This is a genomic window from Streptomyces sp. NPDC001380, from assembly GCF_042895785.1.
In the GTDB taxonomy this organism is placed as follows: Bacteria; Actinomycetota; Actinomycetes; order Streptomycetales; family Streptomycetaceae; genus Peterkaempfera.
On sequence record NZ_JBIAWP010000019.1, the window covers coordinates 96,028 to 120,100 of the forward strand.

Sequence of the window (24,073 nt, forward strand, 5' to 3'; positions counted from 1 at the left end):
GGGGCACGACGGGTGCAGCGGCGGGGTGCTCCTCGGTCGCGTTTGTTCTGCGCTCGCAGAACAAACGGATTCATCCCATGGTCTCCGGCGCACAGGTCACGCGGTGTTCGGCAGGCTCGCGATCTGCGTGGCGTAGCGCAGGCGGCGCTGCGCGCTGAACGAGTCGGGGTCCACGGCCTGGATCACGGGGCAGGCCATCACCGGCGAGGAGACGGCACCGCCGGTGAGCAGCGGGTGGAGCTGGTAGACGCCGCGGCCGCCCTTGACCCCCCAGGCGAGCCCGGTCTGCGCGAGTTCCCGGAAGCCGCGGTTCACGGCCGGGAACGCGGCGCCCAGGGCCGCGGCCATCTCCCGCTGGGTGATGCCTGCCGTCCCGTCCTCGGGCGCGTAGCGGGAGAGCAGGACGTCGAGCACGCGCCGGCCGGTGGCGGTGAGGTCCACCAGGGCGAGCAGCTCGCACACCTCCCGCGGGACGTTCACCGGTTCGTCGGTGGGGATCGGCGGCACGTACGGGGCGCCGCCGGCCGGCCGGGCCGCTCCCACGGCCAGGTCGTAACGCCGGCGGCGCTGCTCCTTGAAGGCGTCCGGGTCGATGGCACGGATCCCCTCGGCGCCGGCCTCGGGCCGGTCGGCGGCCGCCCCCGTGAGCAGAGGGTGGAGCAGGTAGCGTCCGCGTTCGCCCTCGACCTGGCGGACGACGCCGGTGAGGGTGAGCTCGCGCAGTCCCCGGTTCACCGCGGGCAGCGTGGCGCCCAGCGCGGAGGTCAGCTCCCGCTTGCTGATCACCACGGTTCCGTCGGCGGGGGAGTGCCGGGAGAGCAGGATGTCGAGTACACGCCGACCGGAGGTGGTGAAGTCGACCAGCGCCAGCAGCTCGCACGCCTCGCGGGGCAGCGTCACCGGCCGGTCGGACGGGATGGGTGGAACGGAGTCGGTAGTCATCGCTCGCTCTCCAGGGGCGGGTGATGGGTGTACTGGTAGCCTAAGGGCTGAACCCAAGAGGTTCGGGCCGGCCGTCGGACAACGGCCGGCCCGAACCTTTTCAGGCCTGCGCCGCCCGCTTGGTCCTCCGCGGGGCCGGAGCCTTCCGCGGCGGGGTCAGCGGCACGACGTTCGGGGCGGTGAGCGGCTTCTTCGCCGCCTTGCGCGCCTCGCGCCACTCACCCGCGTGCCCCGGTCCGGGCAGCAGGAAGCTGTCCCCTGCGGCGGCCCGCCATTCGTTCTGCCACTCCTCGTGCTCGCCGGAGCTGCCGGCGACCGTGAGGAACGGGTTGGTCTGGTAGAGGCCGCGCTTCACGGGGCGGATCCACGGCAGCGAGGAGAAGTACTGCATCGCCTCGTTGACGCTCGCCAGGCTGAGGCCGCAGCGCTTCTGCAGATCGCGCTGGGTGGTCTTCACGAAGCCGCGGACGCTCGTGCTCCGGCTGCCGAGGCGCTGCAAGGAGATCACCTTGCACCAGACCATGAACCACTCCTTCGGCATCGACTTCGCGCTGCCGAGGACCTCGAACATCACCCGTGCGTCGATCACGTAGCCCTCGACGTGCTCACCGAGGGTGTCGGGGCCGGAGGCCATCTCCCGACCGAGCGTGTTCTCGATGCGCACGACCATGTTGCCGTCGCGGTCCAGTGAGGTCACGACCCTCTGGTCCCGGCCCGGCTGCGGCGGTGGTGCTGCCATTCGGACATCTCCCCTGATCTTGAACCCAATGCTCGGGACGCTATCACAGGGTTAATCAAGTTGTTCTGTATGAGCAGAACGATGGAATGAGTGTCGGAGCGCTGCCGTCCCGGGTACGGATGGCCTCGGCGACCTCCCGCCCGGCCCCCGTTTGTTTCTAGTACGCAGAACAAACGACCCCCCGTTTGTTCTGTCAACCGCAGAACAAACGACTTCGCGTTACCGCAGGTCAGCGCCGTTTTCGCAGGATCGCCCTCTCATAGGATGAGGACGCGCGCGCATGCGTGCGCGCGCGATACCACAAAGAACGACTCTTCGGGGTAACGACACCGTGTCTCCTCGGCTCCCGACTCTGGCCCCCGGATGGGCTTCTGGACGCGCTGCAGCTGTGCGGCCGGCAGGGCGGAACGCCGGTGGCTGATCGCGCTTCGCGTGCTCCGACGTGCGGCGTTTCCGTGCTGGCGCGGCCCGGACGGCGGACCGTAGGCAGCACCAGCGGTGCTGGGTCCCGGCAGCGGCGAAGGCCGTGACGGAAACATCAAGGGGCGTGGCGGGCCTCCGTGCGTGGCCGGGGGACCCTGCCGTTTGTTCTGCATGCCCTGAACGTCCGAGGGGCTGACCCTGCCCTGGTTGCTGGCCCATCGTTCTGCCTGGTCGTACCGTCCTGCCACAGCCCGGTGACCGTGCTCGGAGGCTCCCGCTGCACTCATGGACCGCTCCCGGATCCACTCCTGGTGCTCAGCCGCGGTTCAGGGGGCAACTGACCAGGGAGGGCCGCCCGCGGCCCGACCGGTGCGTGGACGGCGCGAAGCGTCGGCCACGCAGGTCAGGCGGCAGGGCGGGTCCAGCGCCGCCTGGGCGCTGGCCACGGGTGCGGGGGCGGAGCACGCCGCGCCCAGCTCTCAACGGTCGGTGGTCCGCAACGCTGACACCGTTGAAACCCCTTCCCGGGCAGGAGCATTCGGCAGGCCGCACTGGCCACGTACGCACCGGGGGGAGAGCGAGGGGGAGCGCTGGAAACGGGAACACCTCGGACCTGAGGGCCCACCAGCAGCGCAACGCTGGGCTGCAGCGGTGGTGTACGCCTCCAAGCCCGGCAGGAACGTTGGTGTGCTCCCGGAGACCCGGGACCCGCCCACCCTCAGGATCCCGACCCGAGGAGGGGGAACGCACCTCGCGGAGTGGCGTCCCGGCAGCCTCCTCGGCATGGACACCGACCGGTCACCCGGACCGCTCGGCGCGGACCCCACGGGGAGCTGTTCAGGCGCCGTGGTGACTGCCCGAACACCCAGGCCCCGCCGTCGGCGGACGGCCCCGACCGGTCGCAACGCAGGCTGTGGGCCGACGTGACGGTCCTGTCCGGTGGCCGGGCCGCTACCCCGCCGGTGAGCCCGAGACGATGCGGCCGCCTGGCCGGAACCCTGGGCCGGCGACAGCGGGCACTGCGATGGCGGACCGCCACTGAGGGGACGGGACCATCCGACGGCCGGCACCGGGAACGGTCCGGGCGCGGAGGGAGGAACGGATCGCCTGGAACTGGAGGTAGGACTCGCCCAGCGCGCTCGTGAGTGCAGCGATCTCGTTGACGAGCTGCTGCTCGCGGCTTGTCTGCTGCTCGGTGTTGGAGTCGAGGCCGGAACGGCCAGCCTGGATGAAGCGGCGCTTCCAGTTGCTGATGGCCTGGCCGGAGACTCCAGCGGCGGGCGCGGCCTCGGCGGCCGTGGTCTCACCCGCCAGGATGGAGAGCACGATCAGGACTTTTCTCTCGGACAGAAGTACTGGTGGTCTCGGCACAAGGCTGGTCTCCCTTGCGCAGCTCGTAGGGACTGCTTGTGCGGACTCGGGGCCTCCCCCTGGTCCTGGATCCACCGGGCTGGTTTCGGTTTGATCTTTTCGCCGGTTCGAGGAGGAGGCCCGGCCCGAGGACGTGAGGCATCCGCCGCTCTGCCCGGCTCTTCCACGTCGTTCTCCGGTCGGGCCTTCGCCGGGCGGGGTGGCCGGGGTCGTTCAGCGCGTGGGTGGTGTGTGGGCGGCGTCGAAGAGGGCGGTGAAGGCGTGCCGGCCGTGCCATCGCCGCGGCAGATGGAGGACCAGGCGCCGTGCGGTGCGGGCCGGGACGTTGATCAGGTGGGCGCGCAGGGTGGCGGTGGTGGCCCTGGCGTGGAAGGGGCCGGCCAGGGTGCCGGCGGCCCACAGCAGGTTGAACGCCATGGCCTACAGGGTCAGCCAGGCCGCGTTGGCCTGGAAGTCGCCGCAGGGCAGGTGGGCCAGCGGCCCGGACTTGCCGTCCGCGATGACTCCCCCAGAGGGGGTACCCCAGCTCGACCACCGCGTGGCGGCGGTGCTGCAGCTCGGCCTGGAGCGTCTCGAAGGGGCTGTCGGTGAAGACCGGGTGGTAGCTCCAGGCTGTGAACAGCTCGCCCTGCCCGGAGGCGGCCTGGGTGTGCAGGCGCCGGACCCGGCGCACGATCAGGCGTGCGGTGACCTGTTCGGCCTTCTTCCGGCCGGTGAAGGCGGTGTACCGGTTCTCGGCGACCTCGGCGTCGGAGACCAGCTCGCCGGTGCCGGGGTCCACGAACGCATTCGGGTGGCGGATTGCGGTCCATGCGTCCTCGGGCATCGCGCCGATGGTGGCGGCGACATGCGGGTTCATCTCCACGGTCAGGGAGAAGCGGACTCCTGCCCGGCGGCAGGCGGCGGCGACGTCGGCGTTGCAGAAGCGGCTGTCCGCGCTGACGACCACCGTGCCGCTCGCGCCGGCCCGGCGGGCGGCGGCCAGGGCGTCGGCGGTGAACGATTCCGCGCCGCGGACGTCGGCGGCCTTGCCCCGCCGCAGCCGGACCGCTGCGATCACCGGTCCGGCCAGCGGGGTGGACAGGGTGGCCAGGATCGGGTGCAGGGTGCGTTGTCCCTTGAACCGGCCGACCTCCGCGCCCTGCTTCGCGCGGCCGTAGACCCTTCGGTGCGTGGGGTCGACGTCGAGGAACTCCACCCTTTCGGCGCCGGGCAGCAGCGGGGTGTGCCGGGCGAGCCGGGGCAGGAACTCGCGCTGCACCGCGTGGAGTTAGCGGCTGTGGCCGTGGGTGAAGGCCCGCAGGAAGGTGCACAGCGTGGAGGGTGCCCGCACTCCGGTGAGGAGCCGGTGCAGGGCGCCGTACCGCAGCCGGTCGGTGTCGTCGATGGAGCTGTCCCCGGCGCACATCGCCGCGACCAGGCTCATCACCTTCGCGGCGGGATGGGCCCCGGCGCCGTTGGCCGCGCCGCCGATCCGGACTGTGCGGACGGCCAGCCCGGGCAGGTCGCACCGCTCGGCGAGTCGGACCAGCGCACGAGACCGGCGTCCGCTATCAGGTTCGGCTCGCCGAACGCGGCGGAGACCATCGCGGGGCTGTGGGAGGATTTCATATACGAGGCGCCTTGCCGGTCGGGCGGACGGAAGCGTAGAGAACTCCCATCCTCCCTGCTCAGCGAGCACCTCTTTGCATCATCCCTGACCCGCCGCAGTCACTGACCGGTGGATTCGGGCTGAGAGGGCGTGTGGTCCCACGTTAACCTCGCGCTTTCATGAAGCGGGCTGTCCGAGGGGTGGCCAGGAAAGCAGAAAGTGCCCCTGACCAGCAAGAATGAGGATTGTCGAGGTCCTCGTTCCTGCCATGGTCGAAGGCACTTCCCAGGTGAGTCAGCGCAGTGGGTCGTACCCGCGTGTGCGTGTCTCGGATGGCGGTTGCGGGGTGGTTTCCCAGGCCGGCGGGGTGCTGCTGGTGGAGACGGCCCGCAGGTCCGGACTCGATGCCGCGATGTCCGAGGCGCTCGCGCCGTGGCGCAAGCCCAGGGCGGTGCACGATCCGGGCAAGATCCTGCTGGATGTCGCCCTCGCGGTGGCGCTGGGCGGGGACTGCCTGGCCGATGTCGGCGTGCTGCGGGCTGAGCCGGGTGTGTTCGGCTCGGTCGCCTCAGATCCGACCGTCTCCCGCCTCATCGGCACGCTGGCCGCGGTCGGCCCCCGTGCGCTCGCGGCGATCCGCCGGGCGCGGGCCGAGGTCCGAGAACGGGTCTGGAGGCTGGCCGGGCAGGCGGCCCCCGACGCGGACGGGCAGGTGACCGTGGACATCGACGGGGTGCTCGTCATCGCGCACTCCGACAAGGAGCACGCGGCCGCAACCTGAAAGAAGACCTACGGCCACCATCCGCTCATGACGTTCGTCGACCACGGCCCGGCCGGGTCCGGGGAGCCGGTCGCCGCTCTGCTGCGGCCCGGGAACGCGGGCAGCAACACCGCCGCCGACCACATCGAGGCCGCCCGCCTCGCGCTGTCCCAGCTACCGCAGACCTACCGACGCGGACGGCGGACCCTCATCCGCACGGACTCCGGCGGCGACACCCACGCGTTCGTGGACTGTGGCTCGCCGCCCGTCGGCGCCGGCTGTCCTACTCGGTGGGCATGACGATCACCGAGCAGGTCCACCAGGCTGTTCTGCCGGTGCCGGCTTCGGCCTGGACCCCGGCGGGCGAGCCCGACGGCCAGGTCCGCGACGGCGCCTGAGTCGCCGAGCTCACCGGCGACGTCCTGAAGGGCTGGCCGTCGGGCATACGGCTGATCGTGCGCAAGGAACGGCCGCACCCGGGAGCGCAGTTGCGCTTCACCGACGCCGACGGCATGCGCCTGACCTGCTTCGCCACCAACACCACCGGCACTCCGATCGCCACCTTGGAGCTGCGGCACCGTCGACGAGCTCGGGTCGAGGACCGCATCCGCGCCGCCAGGGCCACCGGACTGCGCAACCTGCCCCTGCACGACGCCGCCCAGAACCGGATCTGGCTGGAGGTCGTGCAGCTCGCCCTGGACCTGCTGGCCTGGATGCCGATGCTCGCCCTGGACGGGCCCGCCCGGTGCTGGGAGCCCAAGCGCCTGCGGCTTCGGCTGTTCTCCGCCGCGGCCCGGCTCGTCACCACCGGCCGCCGCCACTGGCTCCGCCTGGCCCGGCACTGGCCCTGGACCGACGTGATCACAGGCGCGTTCGAGCGCCTGCAGGCCCTCCCGAACCCAGACTGACCATCGAGAACGACCTGTCCCGACGAGCCACCCGTGACCAGAGCCGTGGAACCCGGCGCCCACCCGACCCGACAGTCGGGCCATCAGCCTGCCCACCACCGACCCGGCAAGCCGAAACGGCCCGCCGAGAAACCCGGCGGACCGTCACGAAAGATCGAGGCTAAGCGCGGTCTGGGCCACCTCGCCGCCGCCGACCTCGCCCAGCTCACCCGCATCGTCAAGCGCAGGCTCAAACAGATCCAGTACCGCCCGCATCTCGTCGACGCCCGCTTCGCCGAGACCCGCCTGATCTTGGACGGCTGACCGACATCACACATTCAAATCCAGCAGCAGCCTTGTCCTTGGAACCTCAAGATCCCCGACAGAGTTGCTCAATGGTCTCAAAAATTGCGCGGAAGTCGCAATGGGATGCCTTTTTTATTTCTTGCTGGACTTTGAGGATTAAGAAAAATATTTCTGGGAGAGCCTGCTTGTCGTTCCGGTGTTTCTATGCTCTACGGGCTTTGAAGGTGCTGCGCACCTGAAGACCCAGATCCAGCCCAAGCTGGCGAAGTTTCTATGCCCTACGGGCTTTGAAGGTGCTGCGCACAGCGCACTGGCGGTCGGTCTGACCGACGAGTACATGTTTCTATGCCCTACGGGCTTTGAAGGTGCTGCGCACATGTGCGCAACCTCGAGGGAGAGATCGCTGACATCAAGGCGGTTTCTATGCCCTACGGGCTTTGAAGGTGCTGCGCACCCTATCGCATTTGGAGAGGTGCTGAACAGCACCGATGAAGATCGTTGCGCGGTCCTGGCGCCGAGTCGGCGTGAAAGCCTGTGGCGCAGGTCACATCTGAGGTGATCATGCGGTTGACGTGCGAGAACGGTGCGCGCGCACCAAGGTGGTCTTCGGGCGAGTCGTAGTGATCCTGTACATGGCCCAGGCGATCGGGGCGTGTGCATATCCGTGCTGCTCGGAGCCGGTGCGGGCTCGGCGTGCGGGTCCAGAGGGCAAACGATGTGGCGGTCATCACACGATCCAGAAGTCGGCGCGTTCCTCAAGGCGGCGGTTGCCGAGAACGGTGATCTCGTTGAGGTCAGGGACCCGGAGGGGGTAAATACGGATCTGGTCCTCCTCTGGGTCGATCAGCTTCTTCAGGGCGGTGCGCAGGCGGGCGGTGGCGGCCTTGGAGGGCAGGGCGACCTCGAAGACGCTGTACTGGACGCGGGGCCCGTGGCCGGAGAGGAGGTCGGAGACTTCCTCCCGGCGGCGGTCGTCGGCGATGTCATAGGTGACCAGGAACAGATGATGCTGATGCGGCATGTCGCGTCACCGCCAGGCGAGGGGTGTGTAGGTGTCCTCGCGGCCGTCGAGGACGGCGGCGACCAGCCGGGCCTGGACGGTGAGGGCGGAGCGGTAGGAGGCCTTGCGGCCGGCCCAGGGGTGGTGGGCCAGGGTGAGCATGCGGCGTTCGTAGGCGGTGAGGAAGGTTCTGCGGGCGGCATCGGTCATGCGGCAGCCCCGGCCGTTCTCCGCCTCGTCGTAGGTGAAGTCGGCGGCGGAGAGCTGGTCTGTGGCCAGGAGGCGGATGACGGTGGAGTCGACGACGAGGGGGCGGAACTCCTCGATCAGGTCCAGCGCCAGGCTGGGGCGGCCGCGGTGCAGGCCGTGGAGGAAACCGACCTGGGGGTCCAGGCAGGCGATCTCGCAGGCGGTGACGGCTTCATTGGTCAGGACGGTGTAGCCGAAGGACAGCAGTGCGTTGGACCGGGTCCGGCGGCGGGCGGCGCTGCCGGTGGGTGAAGCCCCATGCCTCGCCGAGGATGACGCCGAGGCAGGCGAAGTAGTCGCGGGAGGCAGCGCCTTCGCAGCCCATCAGTTCGGCACGAGTGGCTGCCCGGGCGGCATCGGCGCGGGCGGCGAGCATGCGGGCTGCCGCGGGTGCAGCGTCGATGGGTGAGGTGCGGCGGGCGGCGCGGAGCAGCCCGGTGCGCATGTTGGTGATCTTGCCGGTGACGAAGGCGCGGGCCAGTCGCAGGGCTCGGTCGGGCTCGTCGGTGGTGCGGTGCTGCGCGGCCCGGCGTTCCACGTGGCTGCCGGCGGTTCCGGCCAGTCGGCCGCGGTAGCGGCCGAGGTCGTCCAGCAGGACGACGTCCACGCCGTGCTCGAGGGCGCGGTGCAGGAACGGGGTGCTCATGCCGATGCGTCCGGTGCAGACGACCTGCCGCACCCGTCGGAGGCTGAGGTTCAGCAGGACCTGCTCGCCCTTCACGACACGCAGGCGGTCGCCGCGGGTCCGCAACAGGGCGCCGGGCTCGGTGACGTGGACGGTGCCCTCCAAGGGATGGGCGAGCTCCTCCCCGCGCAGGCCGTCGCGCGGGCCCAGGGTGCGGCCGAGGAACTCCACGCCTTCGTCGAAGGACGTGATGCGCGACTTGGCCTCGTTCAGCCGCAGCCCCAGACCGTGCAGTGCCTCTGCCGCGTGTGCGAGGACCTCCTCGCCGGTGCTTCGGGAGGCCACGGGTACTGCTATGTCGTCGGCGTACCGCAGGGCGGTGTGGCCGGCGGCGAGCAGGGCGCGGTCGAAGGAGTCCAGGTACAGGTTGGTCAGGACGGGCGACAGGGCACTGCCCTGGTGAAGGCCCTTTCCGGTGCGGACCCGGTCGGCGGCCGGCCCGACGGCGGGGCGTTCGACCAGGCGCCGGACGACCGCGCACAGTTCGTCGTCCGGGACCAGTTCCCGCAGGCGGGTCAGGACGGGCCGGCGCGGGATGTCCTCGAAGCAGTCGCGGATGTCGGCCCGGACCGCCCACGCACAGCCTGCGTCGCGGGCCTCGGCCAGCGCGTGGACGGCGTCGCGGACGCCCAGCCCTCTGCGGTAGGCGTAGCTCCAGGGGAGCAGGACGGGGTCGACGTACGGCTCGACCACCTCGAGGACGGCCCGCTCCACGACGCGGTCGGCCACCTGGGGCACCGCGAGCAGGCGGGTGCCGCCGGAGGGTTTGGGGACCTCCAGGGCGGTCACGGGGGACGGCTCGTACGCGCCTGCGCGCAGCTGCCCGCCCAGCTCGGCGAGGCGGCGCAGGACGCCGCGTTCGAACGCGGCGACCTGGCGGCTCTTCTCGCCGTCCGCGAGGTCGTTCTCCCGGACCTCCGCCCAGGCCGCAGCGAGTCTGTCCTCGGCGGCGGCCCGGTGCAGCAGCTCACCCACGGACGGCCTCCTCCCGCCGTGGGGCGCCCCGCCGCTGCGGCACGGGCCGGGGGCCGGACATCCGGGGCCGGGCAGTGGTCAGGGCGGTGCGGACGTAGCCCTGTCCGTGGGTGGTCTGGCCGCCGACGCCGGCGACGGCGGCGAAGCGCGTGAGGGCGGCGAAGGCGTCGGCCGTGTCATGGCCTGCGTGGCCCAGGAGGCTGAAGGAGGCGGTCCCGGTGAAGCCGGTCCGGCGGCCGGGGCCGAGGTCGACGGATGCGCTGGCCACGTCGTGCCCGGTGAGCACGACCGTGGCGAGCAGCTCCTCCTCCGTCTGGGGGTGGACGGGGGTGCCGCTGTGGGCGTTCCACCTCCGCAGCAGACCGCGGTAGAGCAGCTCCGGGTCCGGCAGCGGGATCCAGCGTCCGGCCCGGCTGAAGAAGGCCGGGGTGAGGAAGGCCATCTCGGCGTGGCGGGCCGGCGGCGCGGCGAGCAGCACCTCGTAGGGCGCGGCCTCGACCCGGGCGTGCCGGACGGTGAGGAACTGGCTCCCGAGTCGCAGCCGGTGGCCGGTGAGGACCTCGAGGTCGGGGGCGCGGGAGTCGTCCAGCCACCCCAGGCACAGCTCCGTCTCGCCGGCGCTGGGGTCGGCGCCCAGCAGAGGGGAGACGGCGAAGGGCTTGTGCTGTGCGGCGTGGTCGGCGCCTGCGCCCTCGAGGAGGGCGCAGGCCAGGCCGTGGAGCTGGGCCGGGGTGGCCGGACGGGTGGGCGAGGGGGTGTGCAGGCGGAGGGTCCAGCGGGCGGGCATCGGTGCCTCCTCGAGGGGCGCGTGTCCGGGAGTCAGGAGGCCGCGGAGCGGGCGATGTCCTCCCGGATGCCTTCCATTCGCGCCGCGTTGGCGCTCCGGGTGCTCCCGTGGAGGCGCTCGTGGAGCCAGGTGGGGACGGGCGGGTTGGACTCCCGCAGGGCGAAGAGGGCGTCCTGGACCTCCCGGCAGTCCGCGGGGGTGATCTCGCGGCCGGAGTCGCGCAGCTTCCAGAGCTGGTCGATGCTGTCCTCCACGCGGATCCGGGCCTGCGCCGCGCTCCGGTGCTGCTGGGGCAGTTCGGCCAGGTCGAGCAGGGCGGGGGCCAGCGGGACGAACAGCTGGACCACGAAGGCGCCGACCGACAGGCCCTTGGCCGCCCAGAGGGCCAGGGCGGCGAGGGTCACGCACCCGAGGGCGGCCCACAGCAGTCGGGCGTAGGCGGCGTGGTTCCTGCGCGACCACAGGAGGTTCTGGATCTGGCAGGCGAGGACGTCCAGCGGCCAGGCGGCGACAGGCACGTCCTCGTACCAGCCCCGGTCCTTGGGCACGGTCTTCCAGTGGCCTGCGGCGATCTCCTCGCGCACCCGCCACTTCGGTTCGGCGAGCGCGGTGTTCCACTCCAGGCCGAAGAGCCCGGTGTCGTAGTACTCCTGGAAGACCACGCCTCTCTGGTGCCAGCGCTGCTGCCACGGCCTGAGGACCGCCCGGCCGGCGACCAGCCAGACGGCGGCTGCGAGCGCGAGCCCCTTGGAGGCGTCCGGCCAGAGCAGGGCCAGCAGCGGCGCCGCGACGGCGAACCCGACGGTGCCCGCGGTCTGGAGGAGGCGGATGCGGTCGGCGGTGCCGTAGGTGGTGCGGGCTGCGGCGCGCGCGGTGACGAACGCGTCCTGGTCCTGCCGTTCCGGGATCGGCGTGCGGTCTCCGGCGGTGCTGGTGGTCACGGGTCTCTCCTGGGAGGTGTCGGGCGGAGGGCTGCGCGACGCCGGGCAGCCGTGGTCATCTCTCGTCGTGGAACGGCAGGTGGGGGTTGTCCCACGCGGGCAGGCTCTGCCCGCGGCCGGACATGGTCCGGCCGTTCTCCTCCTGGTCGTTGGCGACGAACCAGCTGAAGGACTTGCCCTCGGGGTGCGGGGGGACGTGCTCCCCGGCGGGCAGGTCCCGGGGGCGGACGCGGGGGTAGTGCACGGCCGCGTCGTCCAACCCGGAGGCGACCTTCAGGAACGCCTCGAGGTGGCGGCCCTCGGCGTGCGGCCCCTCGGCCGCTGCCTCCGCGAAGCACCGGCGGGCGTCCTCGAGGATGCCGGCCTGGCCGGCGGGCGGCTGGTCGGCGGCGGGGTCGAGGCTCCGGTAGGAGTCCGCCCACTGCTGCCCGGTGCGCAGGGCGCAGGCGTCGGGGTCGAGCTGCAGGCGGACGCTGCCGAAGCCGAGCGGCTTGCCGTAGCCGAGGCGGTGGTGGTGGCCCTCCGGGAGGTCCAGGAGCCAGACCAGGGCACCCAGCTCCACCGCGGTGAGGTCGGTGACGGTGACGTCGAAGGTGAAGGTGGAGCCGGGCGGGATCCAGCCCAGGACGGAGCGGTTCTGGGTGTCGCGCTGGGGGCCGTGCGCACCGTCGGGGCGGCGGTACTCCCTGAACCGGCCGGCGCGGTCGGCGGTCCGGCTGCGGTCCTCGGTCGGCTCCTCCCAGTGGTCGGGTGCCAGGCCGCTGTGGTGCCAGTACGCCTTGCGGCCGCGCAGCGCCTGCCCGGGGCCGTACCACCGGTCCTTGGGGGTGCTGCTCGACAGCGGGGCGGTCCCCTGCGGTCCCCGTCCCAGGTAGAAGCGGCCCTGCTGCGGCTTGGGCTGCCCGAGGACGGCCAGCGGGAGGCCCGGGTCCTCGAACGTCTGGGGGACCACGTCCTGCGGGGTGACCGGCCCGATGCGGAGCCGGCCGCGATGTGCGCCGGAGCCGGAGGGCGAGACCCAGCCGAAGACGCGGTCGGCCGGGGAGAGCTCTGGCAGGGACCGGGCCGGCTGCAGCGAGGGGTGCAGCAGGTCCGCGGGAGGCAGGGCGAAGAGGCTCCGGGCGATCATCACGGGGTACAGGCCGAGGACCGTGCGGCCGTCCGCGGAGACGTGGGCGTAGCACAGGGAGCCGGGGCGGAGGGTGCGGTAGTCGGGGTCGTACTGGTGGGGGCTCCAGGTCGTTCCCTCCTCCCCGGTGCGGGTGCCGCCGGGGGTGCCGCCCTGCTGGGCGAAGCGGTCGCGTTCGGGGACGTCCTTGTCCTGGTGGGCCGCCCAGTAGTCGCGGACGGTGTCGCGCCACTGCTCGCGCAGCGCGGGGGACAGCGGATGCTCGACGGGACCGGCGGCGTCGGAGAAGAAGACCCGCTCGTCGTGCTTGTTGCCGATGTTCTGGTTGGTGACGCACACCCAGCCGCGGATCTGCTTGGTGCGGCCGGTGGGCCGGTGCGCGGAGGCGCCGCTCCGGGGGGCCGGACCGGGTCGGGCGGGCAGCGGCCCGTCCTTCGGGGCGATGGACCTGACCTGCCAGAAGTCGAAGCCGGGCCGCCGACGGCGGTGCTCGACCCGCTCGACGAGGGCGACGACCTCGTCTCCGTGGCGGGGGAGGCTGCCGTCCTCGTACCGGACCGGGCGGCCCTTGTAGCGGGGCAGCCAGGCGGCGTGCAGGAGGGGGGCCCCGCCCTGCTTCGCCTGGCCGCCGGGCGGGGTGTCCCCGGGCAGCAGCATGACCGTCTCCAGGTCGTCGCTGATGCGTGCGGGGACCATCGACCGGCTGACCGACGGCTTCATCCGGTGGGCGAGTCTGCCGTCGTGCCCGGCGAAGACGCCGAGGCGGGAGTTGGTCACCGCTTCGTACGCGGCACGGAGCATGCCCTTGACCGAGGTGGCGGGCAGGTGCACGCGGCCGTTGCGGTACAGCACCGGGTGGACGGCGTGCGCCGCGCCGTGCTGGTCGGTCTGCCGCGCCCGCGAGGGGTCCAGGAGCAGCAGCGGGGTGACCGTGGTCAGGCGCACCCGCAGCAGGCCGGTCCACCGGTCCTCGTGGAGGCGGTCGTGGCCGGCCGGGGCGCCGTCGGCGAGGTCGCCCTCGGCGGCCGCGCGGGGGGTGGCGGGCAGGAAGGTGTAGGGGTTGATGAAGCGGTCGCTCCTGGCCCGCTTGGTCCTCACCCTGGCCGGCGCCGTGCTTCCGCGGGGCCGCATGTCACGGATCTTGCCGCCGGTCCAGGTGAAGTCCACCTCCATGCCGTCCAGCTCGGCCCCGGGGATCTCCTTCAGGTCGGGGCCCAGGTCATGACCTTGTCTGACGGGGCGCCGACGGCCTCCCTCCTCGGTGACGGAGACCTTCAGCTGCTGCGCCTCCTCGTCCCAGGACAGGACTCCGCTCCTGGTCTGCTCAGCCATGCGTGCTCCCGGTCGGGGCGGTCGGTGTCGGGACGGTCGGTGCCGGGGAGTCCGAAGTGCGGGAGTCCGGCGCCTGGGCGGCCGGTGTCCGGACCGCCGGTGTCGGCTCGATGCGCAGCAGCCGCTCCTCGGCCACGTGGGCGTTGCCGTGCCGAGGCTCCACGCAGACGTACTCGCGGGCGGCCAGGCGCAGCCGCCGGTCCGGGCCGGGGGCGGGGCAGGGCACGTGGAGGGTGCCGATCTGCGGCGTGTGCAGGGCGGTCCACCCGTCGCCCCCGAGCCGCGGCCGCCCCCACAGCAGGTAGTGGGCGTCCAGCGTTCCGACGGCGGCCAGCGGCGGCACCCGCTCGGGGAAGGAGCCCGGCAGCAGGGCCTCGTCCTCAGCGAGGAGGACGGCCCGGCCGCGGATCCCGTGCGTGCACAGCCAGCGCAGCTCCCGGTCCTCGTCGAAGACGCGGGCCTCGAAGACGGCGTCCAGGGGGTAGGGGTCGGCGGCAGGGGTGCTGCAGCGGCCCCCCTCGGCCCGGGCCGCGACGTGCTCGTGGGGTGAGGACAGCAGGGCGACGGCTCCGGTGAACCCGGCCGCCGCCAGGGCGTCCGCGAGCGTGGTGTCCGGGTGCGACCGGCCGTGGAGGGTGGTCATGCCGTCTTCCCGTCGATGTAGTCGCACCAGCGTGCGGTGAGCTTCTCCGCCTCGGCGCCGGCCAGGTACTCCTCCAGCTCCACCGGGTCGGCCCGGCCGGGCAGGGTGAGCGTGACGGACCGGACGTCGATGTCCCCCATGCCGCGGTTGGTGGCGTACCCGAGGGGGACGCGGCCGGCCTTCAGGTCGCGCAGGACGAGCAGCAGCAGGGCCAGGGCGGCCTCGGCGAGCGGACCGTGGCGGTGGGTGAGGCGCCCGAGGTCGACGGTGAGGCCGATCGTGCTCCAGGTCAGGCCGTGGGGCTCGAGGACGCTGTAGAGCCGGCCGTCCGCGGCGCCGCCGGTCCAGCGGTCGACCGCCACGTGGTCCGCGCGCTCCAGCCGGTGGCGGTCGCGGAGCTCGGCGAAAGGCGAGGACGCCTCGTCGGCCGCCGGCTCGTGGACCCGGTCCCACAGGTCGGCGGGCATGAGCTGCTTCGCCTGGCAGTCGTCGACGGTGACGACGCCGGCGCCCCGCGGGTCGTCCTCTCCCCCCAGGGGGGCCGCGCCGAACAGGGCGCTGACGGCGGGGAGCTGGTCGAGCTGGCGGCGGAAGGCGGCGCTGCGGTCGGCCTCGGGCGCGTCGTCGTTGTCGGTGCCGGGGGCGTCCAGGCGGCGCACGGTGCGTTCGATGTGCTCGGCGCGGGAGCGCAGGACTCCCTTGAGGGAGCTGCCCGGCAGCACCAGGGCGACCTTCCCGGGTGCTGCCGCGCCGACCATCGGCAGGGCGTCGACGGTGAAGCCGTCCGTGCCGGAGCGGACCATCAGCGGCCCCGTCGGGTTCCACACGACGGACACCGACAGCACCTGCCGGACGGGCGCCGGCGCCTCCTGCCACGCTGCGGGGGCCCACCGCTCCCCTTCGCCCGCCAGGGCGGCGAACAGGCCTGCGGCGCTGTCGAAGCGCTGCTCCCGGACCTCGGTCTGCCCGCTGACGAGCTCCAGACGGCCCAGGCCGCGGGTGCGGGCGCCGCCGACCCGCAGCTGTCCGCGTGAGAGCAGGTGCAGCAGGGCCTTCAGGTGCGCGGTGTCGGCCTCCTCCGTCTCCGCGCGGGTGTTCAGGTCCAGCTCCAGCCGCAGCAGCGAGCCCTTGGGGATGACCGAGCGGGCGTGCAGGAAGCCGTGGGCGGCGGTGCCGGTGCGCCGGTCGATGCCGACCGAGAAGCGCGTCTCCAGCCGTGCCGCGTCCAGGATGTCCAGCGGCAGGCCGTCGCCGTCCAGGCCGCACCCGGTGGTGACGAGCGCGTCGTGGACCACGATCCGGCTCGCCGATCCCCCCTGGCCGCGTTCCTCGGCGTGGCCCCACAGCCGGCCGGCCGCCTCGCCGCGGGGGCCCGTCCGCGGATCGGGGCCGGGGTGGAGCAGCGAACGGAGCGCCCCGGCGAGGCTGGTGCCGGGTACGTACGGCCGGCCGCGTCCGTCCAGGGCCACGGACAGGGGGGCGTTGGGGTCCTGCCCGACGCCGCCGACGTGCAGGGGTGCGAGTGCGCGCAGCCAGCCGCGTACCCGCAGCCGGGACGTCGCCGCCCGGGCGTCCTCGGCACGGTCGGCACCGTCCTCGGTGGCCGTCGTGTCCGTCGTGGTCGTCGTGGTCATCGTGCGTCCTCCCCCCGGGTGCGGGTGGTGCGGGCGTGGGCGGTCAGGCAGTCCTCGACCAGGGTGCGGACCGCGTGCGGCCACAGGCGCTCCCGCAGGTCCGGGATGCGGTCCGGGTGGCCGGTGAGCATGTCCTCGGGCAGGTCGAGCAGGTCCCACACGGTGCCGGGCTCGGTGAGCAGCGCGCCGACGCGTTCGACGGTGCCGTCGGGCCACGGGCGGCGGCGCTGCCCGCCGGGGGTGGGGCGCAGGCGCTCGAACCAGGTGCGCGTCCGCCGGTCGCCGGGCCCCTGCAGGTGCGCGACGAGGGTCCGCAGGCCGCCGAGCTGGGACGCGGGCACCGTGCGGTGGTCCTCGCCGAGCACCGCATCGCGGTCGCCGCCGGCCAGGGCCTCGCACCTGCGGCGGATCTCCTGCCGCCAGGCCGCTTCCTCGAGCACCGCCACCGCCGCACCGTGGGCCTCCAGGACGCCGCCGGGGAAGGCCTGCTCCTGCCCGTCCGAGGAGGGGCGGCCCGGCTCGCCCGGCTCGGCCGGCTCGGCCGGCGCGTCCGCGCCGTCCAGGGCCGTGTACAGCAGGGGGTCGCCGACGGCCAGCTGCCCGAACCCCTCCGCCCGGCGCAGTCCGACACCGGCCGTCTCGACCCGGCGCACGGCCTCCGGGGTCACCTTCCCCGCGACGACGTCGAAGGAGAGGCAGCTGCCTGCCGCCAGCCCCAGCAGGGAGGGCCGGGGCAGACCCCACCGCCGGTGCCACGGGTCGGAGCGGTGCGGCTCGCCGACCCGCCCCGCCGGTCCCGGCCCGCCCGCCCCGTCCGCGGGCCGCAGCTCGACGCCCAGGGCCCGCCCGAGCTCGGCGGCCAGGTGCTCCGGCCGGGTGCTCGGGCGCAGCCGTTCATCCAGGACCAGGACGTCCGACAGCAGCCACACCCGCAGCGGCCCTGCCGGCACCGCCCGCAGCGCCGGTTCCTCCGCGGGTACCGCGGTGACCTCGGTCAGGCCGTAGCCGTCCTTGCGGGACCGGCCCAGCCGCCAGGTCCCGGACAGCCGCTCCTGCCAGCCCGCGGGCAGCAGGCCCGCGGGCACCCGCACCCGGGCGCGCAGCACGGTCCCGGCCGCCAGGGCCTGGTAGGTGTACAGCCCGCCCAGCTCCTTGACGGGCCGCTGTCTGCGGTCGTCGATGGTGTTGTGGGTGTGCTCGGTGAGCGTGCACCTCCGGGGGACGAGCGGCCTGCCCGGCCGGTGGACGCCGACGTAGTGCCCGTCGAAGGACTCCATCGGCACACCGGCCGCCGGCGTCTCGGCCAGCAGGTTGCACCGGGCGGTCCCCTCGCCCTTGGCGTGCAGCAGCGCCAGCGGGGCCGGCCGTCCCCGGACGCCGTCGACCTCGAGCGTGGCGTCGGTGACGGCCAGCTCCCCCCGGCGCGCCGCGAGCGCGGCGGCGGGCGCGTCCAGCCGCTCCAGCACGGCCGGCAGCAGGGTCCATCCCGGGACGCGCCCGGCGCTGCGCACCGCGTTGCCGACCGTGCGCTCGTGTGCGACCAGCGGCCGGTGAAGCACCAGGCGCAGGTCCGCCAGTTCCCATCCCTCCTGCTGGTCCTGCCGGTCCGCCGCCACGGGCAGCGGCTCGGGGCGGGCGGGGGCGGCAGGCGTCGGCAGCGGCGGCGGGACCGGCAGGCCGCGCAGGCGGCGCCAGTCGGCAGGGGGCGCGACCAGGTCGAGGCGGCAGCGGCCGGCGCCGCGCCGGCGCTTCCCGCCGACGCCCTCCACCAGGCGTGCGCTGGCGTCCAGCAGCGCCCAGGCGCAGGCCAGTTGCGCCTCGTCCAGCCGGTTCACGCCGTCGAGCTCTGCATGGCCGGTGAGCACGGTGCCGCCGCGGGCCATCTCCTCGAGGCGCAGCATCCTGTCGTCGGCCCGCCCGGTGGCGTCGTCGAGGGCCACGCCCGGCTTGAGGAAGACCGCCGCCTGCCGCAGGGCGGGCCTGCCGCGCAGCGCGTCCGCCAGCGCGGGCGGGTAGTGAAGCCCGTCCAGGAGGAGCGCGGCCGGACGCGGCGGGCCGCCGTCCGTACTGTCGAGGACGCCGCGCTCCTCCAGCGCCGGCTGGCTGCCGAAGAGGTGGACCAGCCATCCGTGCCACGGCCCGCTGCCGCCGCCGTCCAAGGCGTGGACGACGGTCTCGCACGCGTCGCGCCACACGCCGGCCAGGGACTTGGCGGGGATGTAGGGCAGTCCGTCGGCGTCGCGCTGCACCAGGCGGTCGACGTGCGCGTGGCGGCTGGTTCCGCTGCCCACGTGCCAGTCGCCGAGCATGGTCGCCCTCAGGGCCAGTGCGGTCATCGCTGTGCTCCCACCGGGAGGAATCCGTCGGCGTCCAGGGCGTCCAGGAGTCCGGTGACCCGGCGGCCCGGCCCCCCGTCCCGGGTGCGCCGCTCCCGCCAGAACAGGCTGTCCGCCCCGTCCCCCAGCGTCCGCAGCCCGCGGTCCCCGTAGCGGGGGAGGAGGTTGGAGTAGCGCGCCTGGGCGACGTCCGGCCCCAGGAACAGCGCCTCCCGCAGCTCGTGCAGCTGCGAGGCCGGCAGCCGCCGCTCACCGTCGCCGCCCTGCCCCCCGTCCCCGTCCTCGCTCCGGGCGGCCACGGCCGAGGCCCGCTGCAGCAGGTCGTCCCAGTGGCGGCCGCGCACCCAGGGCGCGTCCCGCCGGGCGTCGCCCACCACGTACGGCTGGGCGGTCAGCAGGGCGCCGCCCCCCTCGCGGGGCGGTCCGCCTCCGCGGATCCCGTCCGCGACCTCCATCTGTCCGCGGATACGGTCCAGGTCCGCCCCCGAGCTGTCGTGCAGCACGTGGAACGACAGCGCCGAGCAGGGCCCGTCGACCTCGGCCTTCACCTGCTTCGCCTCCACCAGCAGCGCATACGCCAGCCGCTGGGAGGCGTCGAAGGGGAAGTGCGGCTTGACCACCGCCACCCCCGCACACGCCGACAGCGCCGAGACGCGGCCCTGTCTGAGCAGCGGCCCGGCGATCGCCTCCGATGCGGCGGCCAGGCGCTCGAACGCCCGCAGGTAGGCCTCGGTGAACGGCAGCGCCCACTGCCCCGCGCACAGCGCGACCATGTCGTCGCCGCCCAGGATCAGCGGCAGCACCGGCACCGGCCCCCGCCCCTTCCCCAGCGCGGCGCCCGCCTCCCGCAGCTCCCCGACCGCGGCGCCGAACGCCTGGCGGGCCGCGGCCTGCATGGCCCCGGAGAACGAGCGCAGCGTGTCGGCGTAGGCGCGGTTGGACCCCCCGTCGACGCACTCCTCGAAAGCGCCGAACACCTTGCCCAGGCCGTTGCCGTCCGCATACACGACCCCGACCCACTCGGCCTCGTCGTTCAGATGCTCGACGACCTTCCCCAGCGCCCGCGGCTCGGTGCCGGCCAGCTCGGCGAGCCGCCCCAGCCCCGCCCCCTCCTCCTGCCGGCCGTAGGCCAGCCACTTGGCGCTGCTCTCCGCCGAGCGCGGCTCGTACGAGCCGTCCGGCTGCCGCATCAGCGACTCCGCCGGCAGGCCCGTGCTGCGGCACTGGTCCGCGACCGGCAGCCGCAGGAACCGGGCGTCCGGGCCGGGCAGCGAGGTCCGCACCGGCGCCAGCAGGCCGGCGGCCTCCTGCAGCGCGCCGTGCAACTGCCCTTCGACGGACCAGTCGAAGGCCTCGCTCACCACGCCGCAGACCTCGAGCCCCGGAGCGTCGCGCAACGCCGCACCGGTCACCAGCGTCACCAGCCGGCGCGCCTCCTCCATGTCGCGCACCAGGACCTTGGCCGTTCCGGCCCCCGTCTCCAGGAGCTCCACGGGGCGGTGCTCGATCCGCCACCCGGGCTCGAAGCCGGCGTGCAGGCCGCGGAGGGCGTCCTGCACCCACTTGCGGTCCAGGTAGGTGATCAGCCCGGAGGCACCTGCGATCTCCCTGCGCTTGTTCGTCACGAAGATGAAGCGGCTGATGTTCCATGCCTCGAACACCACCAGGCGTACGCGCATCCCGTCCCCCGACTCGACACGACAGAACCACCGCATGCGGCTGACACCGGCGGTGAAGCACCGTAACGTTGCGAGCCCAATAAACTGGCTGACCCACCATCAGCGCAAGCGGTCTGCACCAATCGACACCAGCCGATGCGGCACCCGTGCCGCGGTCGAGAGGTGCGGGGCCGCGAGGAGGACCCGTGGAAGCGGACATAACCGCCCGTACCGAAGACCCCGTCGTCCCGCGCCGCACCAGGCTGCGCCAGCAGCTCATCCGCGACGCCAAAGCCGCCGCCCGCGAGATCGCCGCCGCCGACGGACTCGACGGCCTCAGCCTCACCGCCGTGGCCCACCGGGTCGGCGTCAGCCCGCCCGCCCTCTACCGCTACTTCGACGGCAGGCAGGGCCTGGTCCGCGCCCTCTACGACGACCTCACCGCAGACCTCATCGCCGAGGTCGCCGCCGCCTTCCACCGCCAGGACCCCGACGACCGCAGCGCCCAGCTCCACGCCGGCATCCGCGCCATCCTCACCTGGTCCCTCGCCAACCCCGCGGGCTTCAGCCTCCTCATGGGCGACGCCCACCCCTCCGCCGCAGCCGCCGAGGCAGGCATCCCCGAAGTGCTCGCCCGCGAGCTCGGCGGCGCCTTCGGGGAGCTCTTCCTGAGCCTCATCCGCGACGGCGTCCTCCGCTATCCCGAGGACGACCGCATCGAACCCGTCCTCCGCAGCCAGCTCACCGTCTACCAGCAGGCCGTCAAACCCGACCTCCCCCTGGGAGCCGTCCTGGTCATGCTCACCTGCTGGCGCCAGGTCTACGGCACTGTGGGACTGGCTGTCTCCCGCCACCTCGCCTTCGCCTTTCCCAGCATCGACGCCTTCTTCGAGCACATGATCGGCGACATCCTCACTCTGGTCGGCCTCACCCGCAGCCCCAATCTGCGGTGAGCCGCAGGCGCGCCGCCCGTCATCCCCGGCACAGCACTGCGGTGGACCACGTACAGCCTTGTCCGCCACGCCCGGAAAGGAGTCAGGTGCGCGCATGTCGTTTCTGCATGTCAACCGCTTGATCACCTTGAATGTGGCCTGCGCCACACACCTTCAGGTGGGCTCGATGGCAGGACCGCGCGACGATCTTCATCTGTGCTGTTCAACGCCCCTTCATGTGCGATAGGGTGCGCAGCACCTTCAAAGCCCGTAGGGCATAGAAACACCAGCAGGGAGCCCCCGAACCAGTACATGTAGCCATGTGCGCAGCACCTTCAAAGCCCGTAGGGCATAGAAACGCTGACGGCGCAGCTGGGTGGACTTGTCGGTCGGCAGTGCGCAGCACCTTCAAAGCCCGTAGGGCATAGAAACTTGATGTCGAAGTCCACCGGGTACCGGCCGGCGTGCGCAGCACCTTCAAAGCCCGTAGGGCATAGAAACAGAGCTCCTTGGCCGCCTCCCGCTTGTTATGGATGTGCGCAGCACCTTCAAAGCCCGTAGGGCATAGAAGCGGTGCGTGAACGGGTGCATCAAATACACCAAGAGGGTTATTCAGAACGGTCGTGTGGTGGCTCACGGTGGGCGTGACAACGGCCCCTGCCGGTAGCGTTCGGGGTTCCTACACCAACCGATGCTGCGAGCGAGGGGCCGTTGCCGTGCCACCGTACTACCGGACTGGACCGACGGCAGTTGGAGAGGCTGGTGGACCTGGTCGGCCGCGCCGTTCCGTCCTTCCACCGCCGACGCGGCCGGCCCCGGGCCCTGCCGCTGGCCGATGCGGTCACGCTGGTGCTGTTCGTCCTGCGCAACAACGCCACCCAGCAGCTCGCCGGTGAGCTCTGGGGCGTCTCACAGGCCACGGTCGCCCGCCTGTGCCGCACCCTGACACCCGTGATCGCCGCCGTTCTGGAGCAGGCCACCCGTCCGGCCCGGCGCATCCGCCGCGGGACACTCGTCCTGGTCGACGGCACCCTCACCCCGAGCTGGGCCTGGAAGAACACCTCCGGCATGAACTCCGGTAAGCACCGCCGGACCGGCCACAACATCCAGCTCGCCGCCGACCTGCGCGGCCGGCTCCTGGCCGTCGGCCGGCCCCTGCCCGGAGCCCGCCACGACAGCACCGCCTACCGGAAATCGGGTCTGGCCGGCGCGATACGCACCGGCATCCCCGTCGCCGACCTGGGCTACCTGGGCACCGACTGCCGCATCCCGCACCGCAAGCCGCGCCACCGCCCGCTGACCGATGCCGAGCAGGACGCCAACCGCCACCACGCCCGCCTGCGCAGCCCCGTCGAACGCGCCGTGGCCCACCTCAAGACCTGGAAGATTCTCTCCACGCCCTACCGAGGACCGCTCGACCGCTTCGGCACCGTCCTCGCGACGGTCGCGGTGCTGGAGATTTACCGATCACGAGGACCGTTCTGAATAACCTTCCAAGCCTCACTCATGCCCTGATGCTGACCCGGGTAGCAGCAGATTGTGCAGGCTTCTCGCAGGAATCTGGCAGGCGAGGTTCGGCCCGCGGCTGGGAGTTTGCAGTGCAGCCCGTGCTCAATCGCTCCATCGAAGCGGAGCGCTTTTGTCCTGTGCGACCCTTTCCCGCCATGCGAGTGGGATGCGCTGCGGATCTGCCGCCTTACCGATTGCCGAGTGTCTGACGTTCAGTACGTGGTTTCCTTCTCCGGCGGTCCTGCCTATTCAGCAGGGCGCGGAGGACAGCACGGAGTGGACCCCTCGGTCCGTCACGTCGGCCGGCAGGCCCCACACCGGCCGTGCGGCGTTGAGCTTGCCCGCCAGGCGTCGTGCGAGCCGGTCGCGCTCCTGTCGGCCCTCGGCCGCCGCGAACTCCTTGGAGTAGCGCACGGTGTCGACGACAGCGGATTTCACGCGTTCGTGCGCCAGGTAGACCTGGAGGTCGTCCTGCCAGTACGCGGTGAGTTCCGCAGGCATCCGGAGCTGCCACAGCCGCAGCACCTCGTCCCGCTGCGCGTCGACGTAGTCCATCTTGTGCAGGTGGACGGCGATCTCGTAGACCGGGTCGCCCCACAGGGCCAGTTCCCAGTCGAGGAAGAACGTCGCGCCGGACGAGACGATCATGTTTTTCCGGTGCAGGTCGGAGTGGACCAGCCGGTAGGGGCGGGAGGAGAGCTCGTCCCAGCGCTCGTCGACCACGGCCAGGGGCGCATCGGGGATGTCCAGCCGCTTGAAGAGCTCCCCGTACTCGTCGTGAAAGGTGCGGTGCACCTCCTCGGTCAGCTGGGCCAGACGCCTGCCGAAGGCCGGGCAGTCGCCGTCGGCCGGCCATCCGGCCGGCAGGGCGGGAACCCGCTCCCGTGGAATGCGTGCCAGTTCGGCGGTGAGGCCGGCGACGTCCGTCAGCACGTGGTCGGGGACCGGCGTTCCCCTGGGGGCGAAGTCGTTGACCACCCTGCCCTCGATGAAGTCCTGCACCTGGAACCTGGGGTGCTCCGAGGAGTGGCGCAGCCGAGGGGCGTGGGAGACGTAGGGCCGGATCGTCCGCAGGACGTCGGCCTCGTCCCAGAGCCGGATGTCCATGGAGTCCGCGCCGTCGAGCGGGATGCGGAGGTTGACGTCGCCGGCGTCGGTCCGCACCTGCACGTTGGTGTTGTAGTAGCCGCCGGCCCGGTCCTGCTGGGCGCGTGCCTGCTCGTAGAGGGACTGCCACTGCATGC

At 72.7% G+C, this 24,073-nt stretch carries 19 protein-coding genes, 2 pseudogenes and 2 CRISPR repeat arrays; of the genes and pseudogenes, 4 read left to right on the plus strand and 17 right to left on the minus strand.

The features are described 5' to 3' along the window. Positions 1–96 precede the first annotated feature (96 nt). The 6 genes and pseudogenes from ACFY07_RS22030 to ACFY07_RS22055 form a co-directional block, all read right to left on the minus strand. A complete protein-coding gene (locus ACFY07_RS22030; protein ID WP_390870841.1) occupies positions 97–942 on the minus strand; it encodes a hypothetical protein in 846 nt (281 codons plus the stop codon). A gap of 100 nt (positions 943–1,042) precedes the next feature. After that, a complete protein-coding gene (locus ACFY07_RS22035; RefSeq protein ID WP_390870843.1) occupies positions 1,043–1,639 on the minus strand; it encodes a hypothetical protein in 597 nt (198 codons plus the stop codon). A gap of 1,416 nt (positions 1,640–3,055) precedes the next feature. Further along, positions 3,056–3,430 carry a helix-turn-helix domain-containing protein gene (locus tag ACFY07_RS22040; protein ID WP_390870845.1) on the minus strand — a complete coding sequence of 125 codons (375 nt, stop codon included), beginning with the start codon at positions 3,428–3,430 and terminating at the stop codon, positions 3,056–3,058. A 258-nt stretch (positions 3,431–3,688) separates the two neighbouring features. After that, entirely contained in the window at positions 3,689–3,892 is a 204-nt protein-coding gene (locus ACFY07_RS22045; RefSeq protein ID WP_390870903.1) for a hypothetical protein, read from the minus strand. Between the two features lie 319 nt (positions 3,893–4,211). Continuing rightward, positions 4,212–4,736: pseudogene (locus ACFY07_RS22050) on the minus strand (transposase); the annotation flags it as partial. Between the two features lie 9 nt (positions 4,737–4,745). Next, entirely contained in the window at positions 4,746–4,901 is a 156-nt protein-coding gene (locus tag ACFY07_RS22055) for a hypothetical protein (RefSeq protein ID WP_390870847.1), read from the minus strand. Between the two features lie 454 nt (positions 4,902–5,355). On the opposite strand from ACFY07_RS22055, the pseudogene ACFY07_RS22060 reads away from it, so the two are divergent. Beyond that, positions 5,356–6,734 (plus strand): annotated as a pseudogene (locus ACFY07_RS22060) (IS1380 family transposase). A 33-nt stretch (positions 6,735–6,767) separates the two neighbouring features. Beyond that, positions 6,768–7,037, plus strand: a complete 270-nt coding sequence (locus ACFY07_RS22065) for a hypothetical protein (RefSeq protein ID WP_390870849.1) — start codon at positions 6,768–6,770, stop codon at positions 7,035–7,037. Between the two features lie 180 nt (positions 7,038–7,217). Beyond that, positions 7,218–7,473: a CRISPR direct-repeat array (repeat unit 37 nt; unit sequence GTTTCTATGCCCTACGGGCTTTGAAGGTGCTGCGCAC). Positions 7,474–7,746: 273 nt separating this feature from the next. Here ACFY07_RS22065 and cas2 read toward each other — a convergent pair. From cas2 to ACFY07_RS22115, 10 genes are read right to left on the minus strand one after another with little or no spacing between them, the layout of a single operon-like run. Further along, complete coding sequence (gene cas2 / locus ACFY07_RS22070; RefSeq protein WP_390870851.1) at positions 7,747–8,040, minus strand: CRISPR-associated endonuclease Cas2; 294 nt, start codon at positions 8,038–8,040, stop codon at positions 7,747–7,749. Between the two features lie 6 nt (positions 8,041–8,046). Then, positions 8,047–8,475: a CRISPR-associated endonuclease Cas1 gene (gene cas1, locus ACFY07_RS22075; protein WP_390870899.1), complete on the minus strand. Its 429-nt coding sequence runs from the start codon at positions 8,473–8,475 to the stop codon at positions 8,047–8,049. Then, positions 8,441–9,928, minus strand: coding sequence for a CRISPR-associated endonuclease Cas1 (cas1, locus tag ACFY07_RS22080; RefSeq protein ID WP_390870853.1), 1,488 nt, complete (start codon positions 9,926–9,928; stop codon positions 8,441–8,443). Before cas1 (ACFY07_RS22080) ends, cas1 (ACFY07_RS22075) begins: the two co-directional genes overlap by 35 nt. Beyond that, a complete protein-coding gene (gene cas6, locus ACFY07_RS22085; RefSeq protein WP_390870855.1) occupies positions 9,921–10,715 on the minus strand; it encodes a CRISPR system precrRNA processing endoribonuclease RAMP protein Cas6 in 795 nt (264 codons plus the stop codon). The genes cas1 (ACFY07_RS22080) and cas6 overlap by 8 nt, the downstream gene beginning before the upstream one ends. A 32-nt stretch (positions 10,716–10,747) precedes the next feature. Then, complete coding sequence (locus tag ACFY07_RS22090) at positions 10,748–11,656, minus strand: S-4TM family putative pore-forming effector (protein WP_390870857.1); 909 nt, start codon at positions 11,654–11,656, stop codon at positions 10,748–10,750. Positions 11,657–11,711: 55 nt separating this feature from the next. Then, positions 11,712–14,117 carry a TIGR03986 family CRISPR-associated RAMP protein gene (locus tag ACFY07_RS22095; protein WP_390870859.1) on the minus strand — a complete coding sequence of 802 codons (2,406 nt, stop codon included), beginning with the start codon at positions 14,115–14,117 and terminating at the stop codon, positions 11,712–11,714. Continuing rightward, on the minus strand, positions 14,110–14,760 hold the full coding sequence (csx19, locus tag ACFY07_RS22100) for a CRISPR-associated protein Csx19 (RefSeq protein ID WP_390870861.1): 651 nt from the start codon (positions 14,758–14,760) through the stop codon (positions 14,110–14,112). Before csx19 ends, ACFY07_RS22095 begins: the two co-directional genes overlap by 8 nt. Next, entirely contained in the window at positions 14,757–16,394 is a 1,638-nt protein-coding gene (locus tag ACFY07_RS22105) for an RAMP superfamily CRISPR-associated protein (RefSeq protein ID WP_390870863.1), read from the minus strand. Before ACFY07_RS22105 ends, csx19 begins: the two co-directional genes overlap by 4 nt. Further along, positions 16,391–18,730, minus strand: coding sequence for an RAMP superfamily CRISPR-associated protein (locus ACFY07_RS22110; RefSeq protein ID WP_390870865.1), 2,340 nt, complete (start codon positions 18,728–18,730; stop codon positions 16,391–16,393). Before ACFY07_RS22110 ends, ACFY07_RS22105 begins: the two co-directional genes overlap by 4 nt. Next, positions 18,727–20,409 carry a hypothetical protein gene (locus ACFY07_RS22115; protein WP_390870867.1) on the minus strand — a complete coding sequence of 561 codons (1,683 nt, stop codon included), beginning with the start codon at positions 20,407–20,409 and terminating at the stop codon, positions 18,727–18,729. The genes ACFY07_RS22110 and ACFY07_RS22115 overlap by 4 nt, the downstream gene beginning before the upstream one ends. 185 nt (positions 20,410–20,594) lie before the next feature. Between ACFY07_RS22115 and ACFY07_RS22120 the strand changes: the two genes are divergently transcribed. Both ACFY07_RS22120 and ACFY07_RS22125 read left to right on the plus strand, forming a co-directional pair. Further along, entirely contained in the window at positions 20,595–21,341 is a 747-nt protein-coding gene (locus tag ACFY07_RS22120; protein WP_390870869.1) for a TetR/AcrR family transcriptional regulator, read from the plus strand. A 227-nt stretch (positions 21,342–21,568) separates the two neighbouring features. Further along, positions 21,569–21,892: direct repeats of the CRISPR family, unit length 37 nt; unit sequence GTGCGCAGCACCTTCAAAGCCCGTAGGGCATAGAAAC. A gap of 178 nt (positions 21,893–22,070) precedes the next feature. Beyond that, the gene (locus tag ACFY07_RS22125; protein ID WP_390870871.1) at positions 22,071–22,805 is read left to right on the plus strand and encodes a transposase family protein; all 735 of its coding nucleotides are present in this window, start codon (positions 22,071–22,073) and stop codon (positions 22,803–22,805) included. Positions 22,806–23,078: 273 nt separating this feature from the next. Here the strand turns inward: ACFY07_RS22125 and ACFY07_RS22130 are convergent, their stop codons facing one another. After that, positions 23,079–24,071, minus strand: a complete 993-nt coding sequence (locus tag ACFY07_RS22130; protein WP_390870873.1) for an aminoglycoside phosphotransferase family protein — start codon at positions 24,069–24,071, stop codon at positions 23,079–23,081. Positions 24,072–24,073 lie beyond the last annotated feature (2 nt).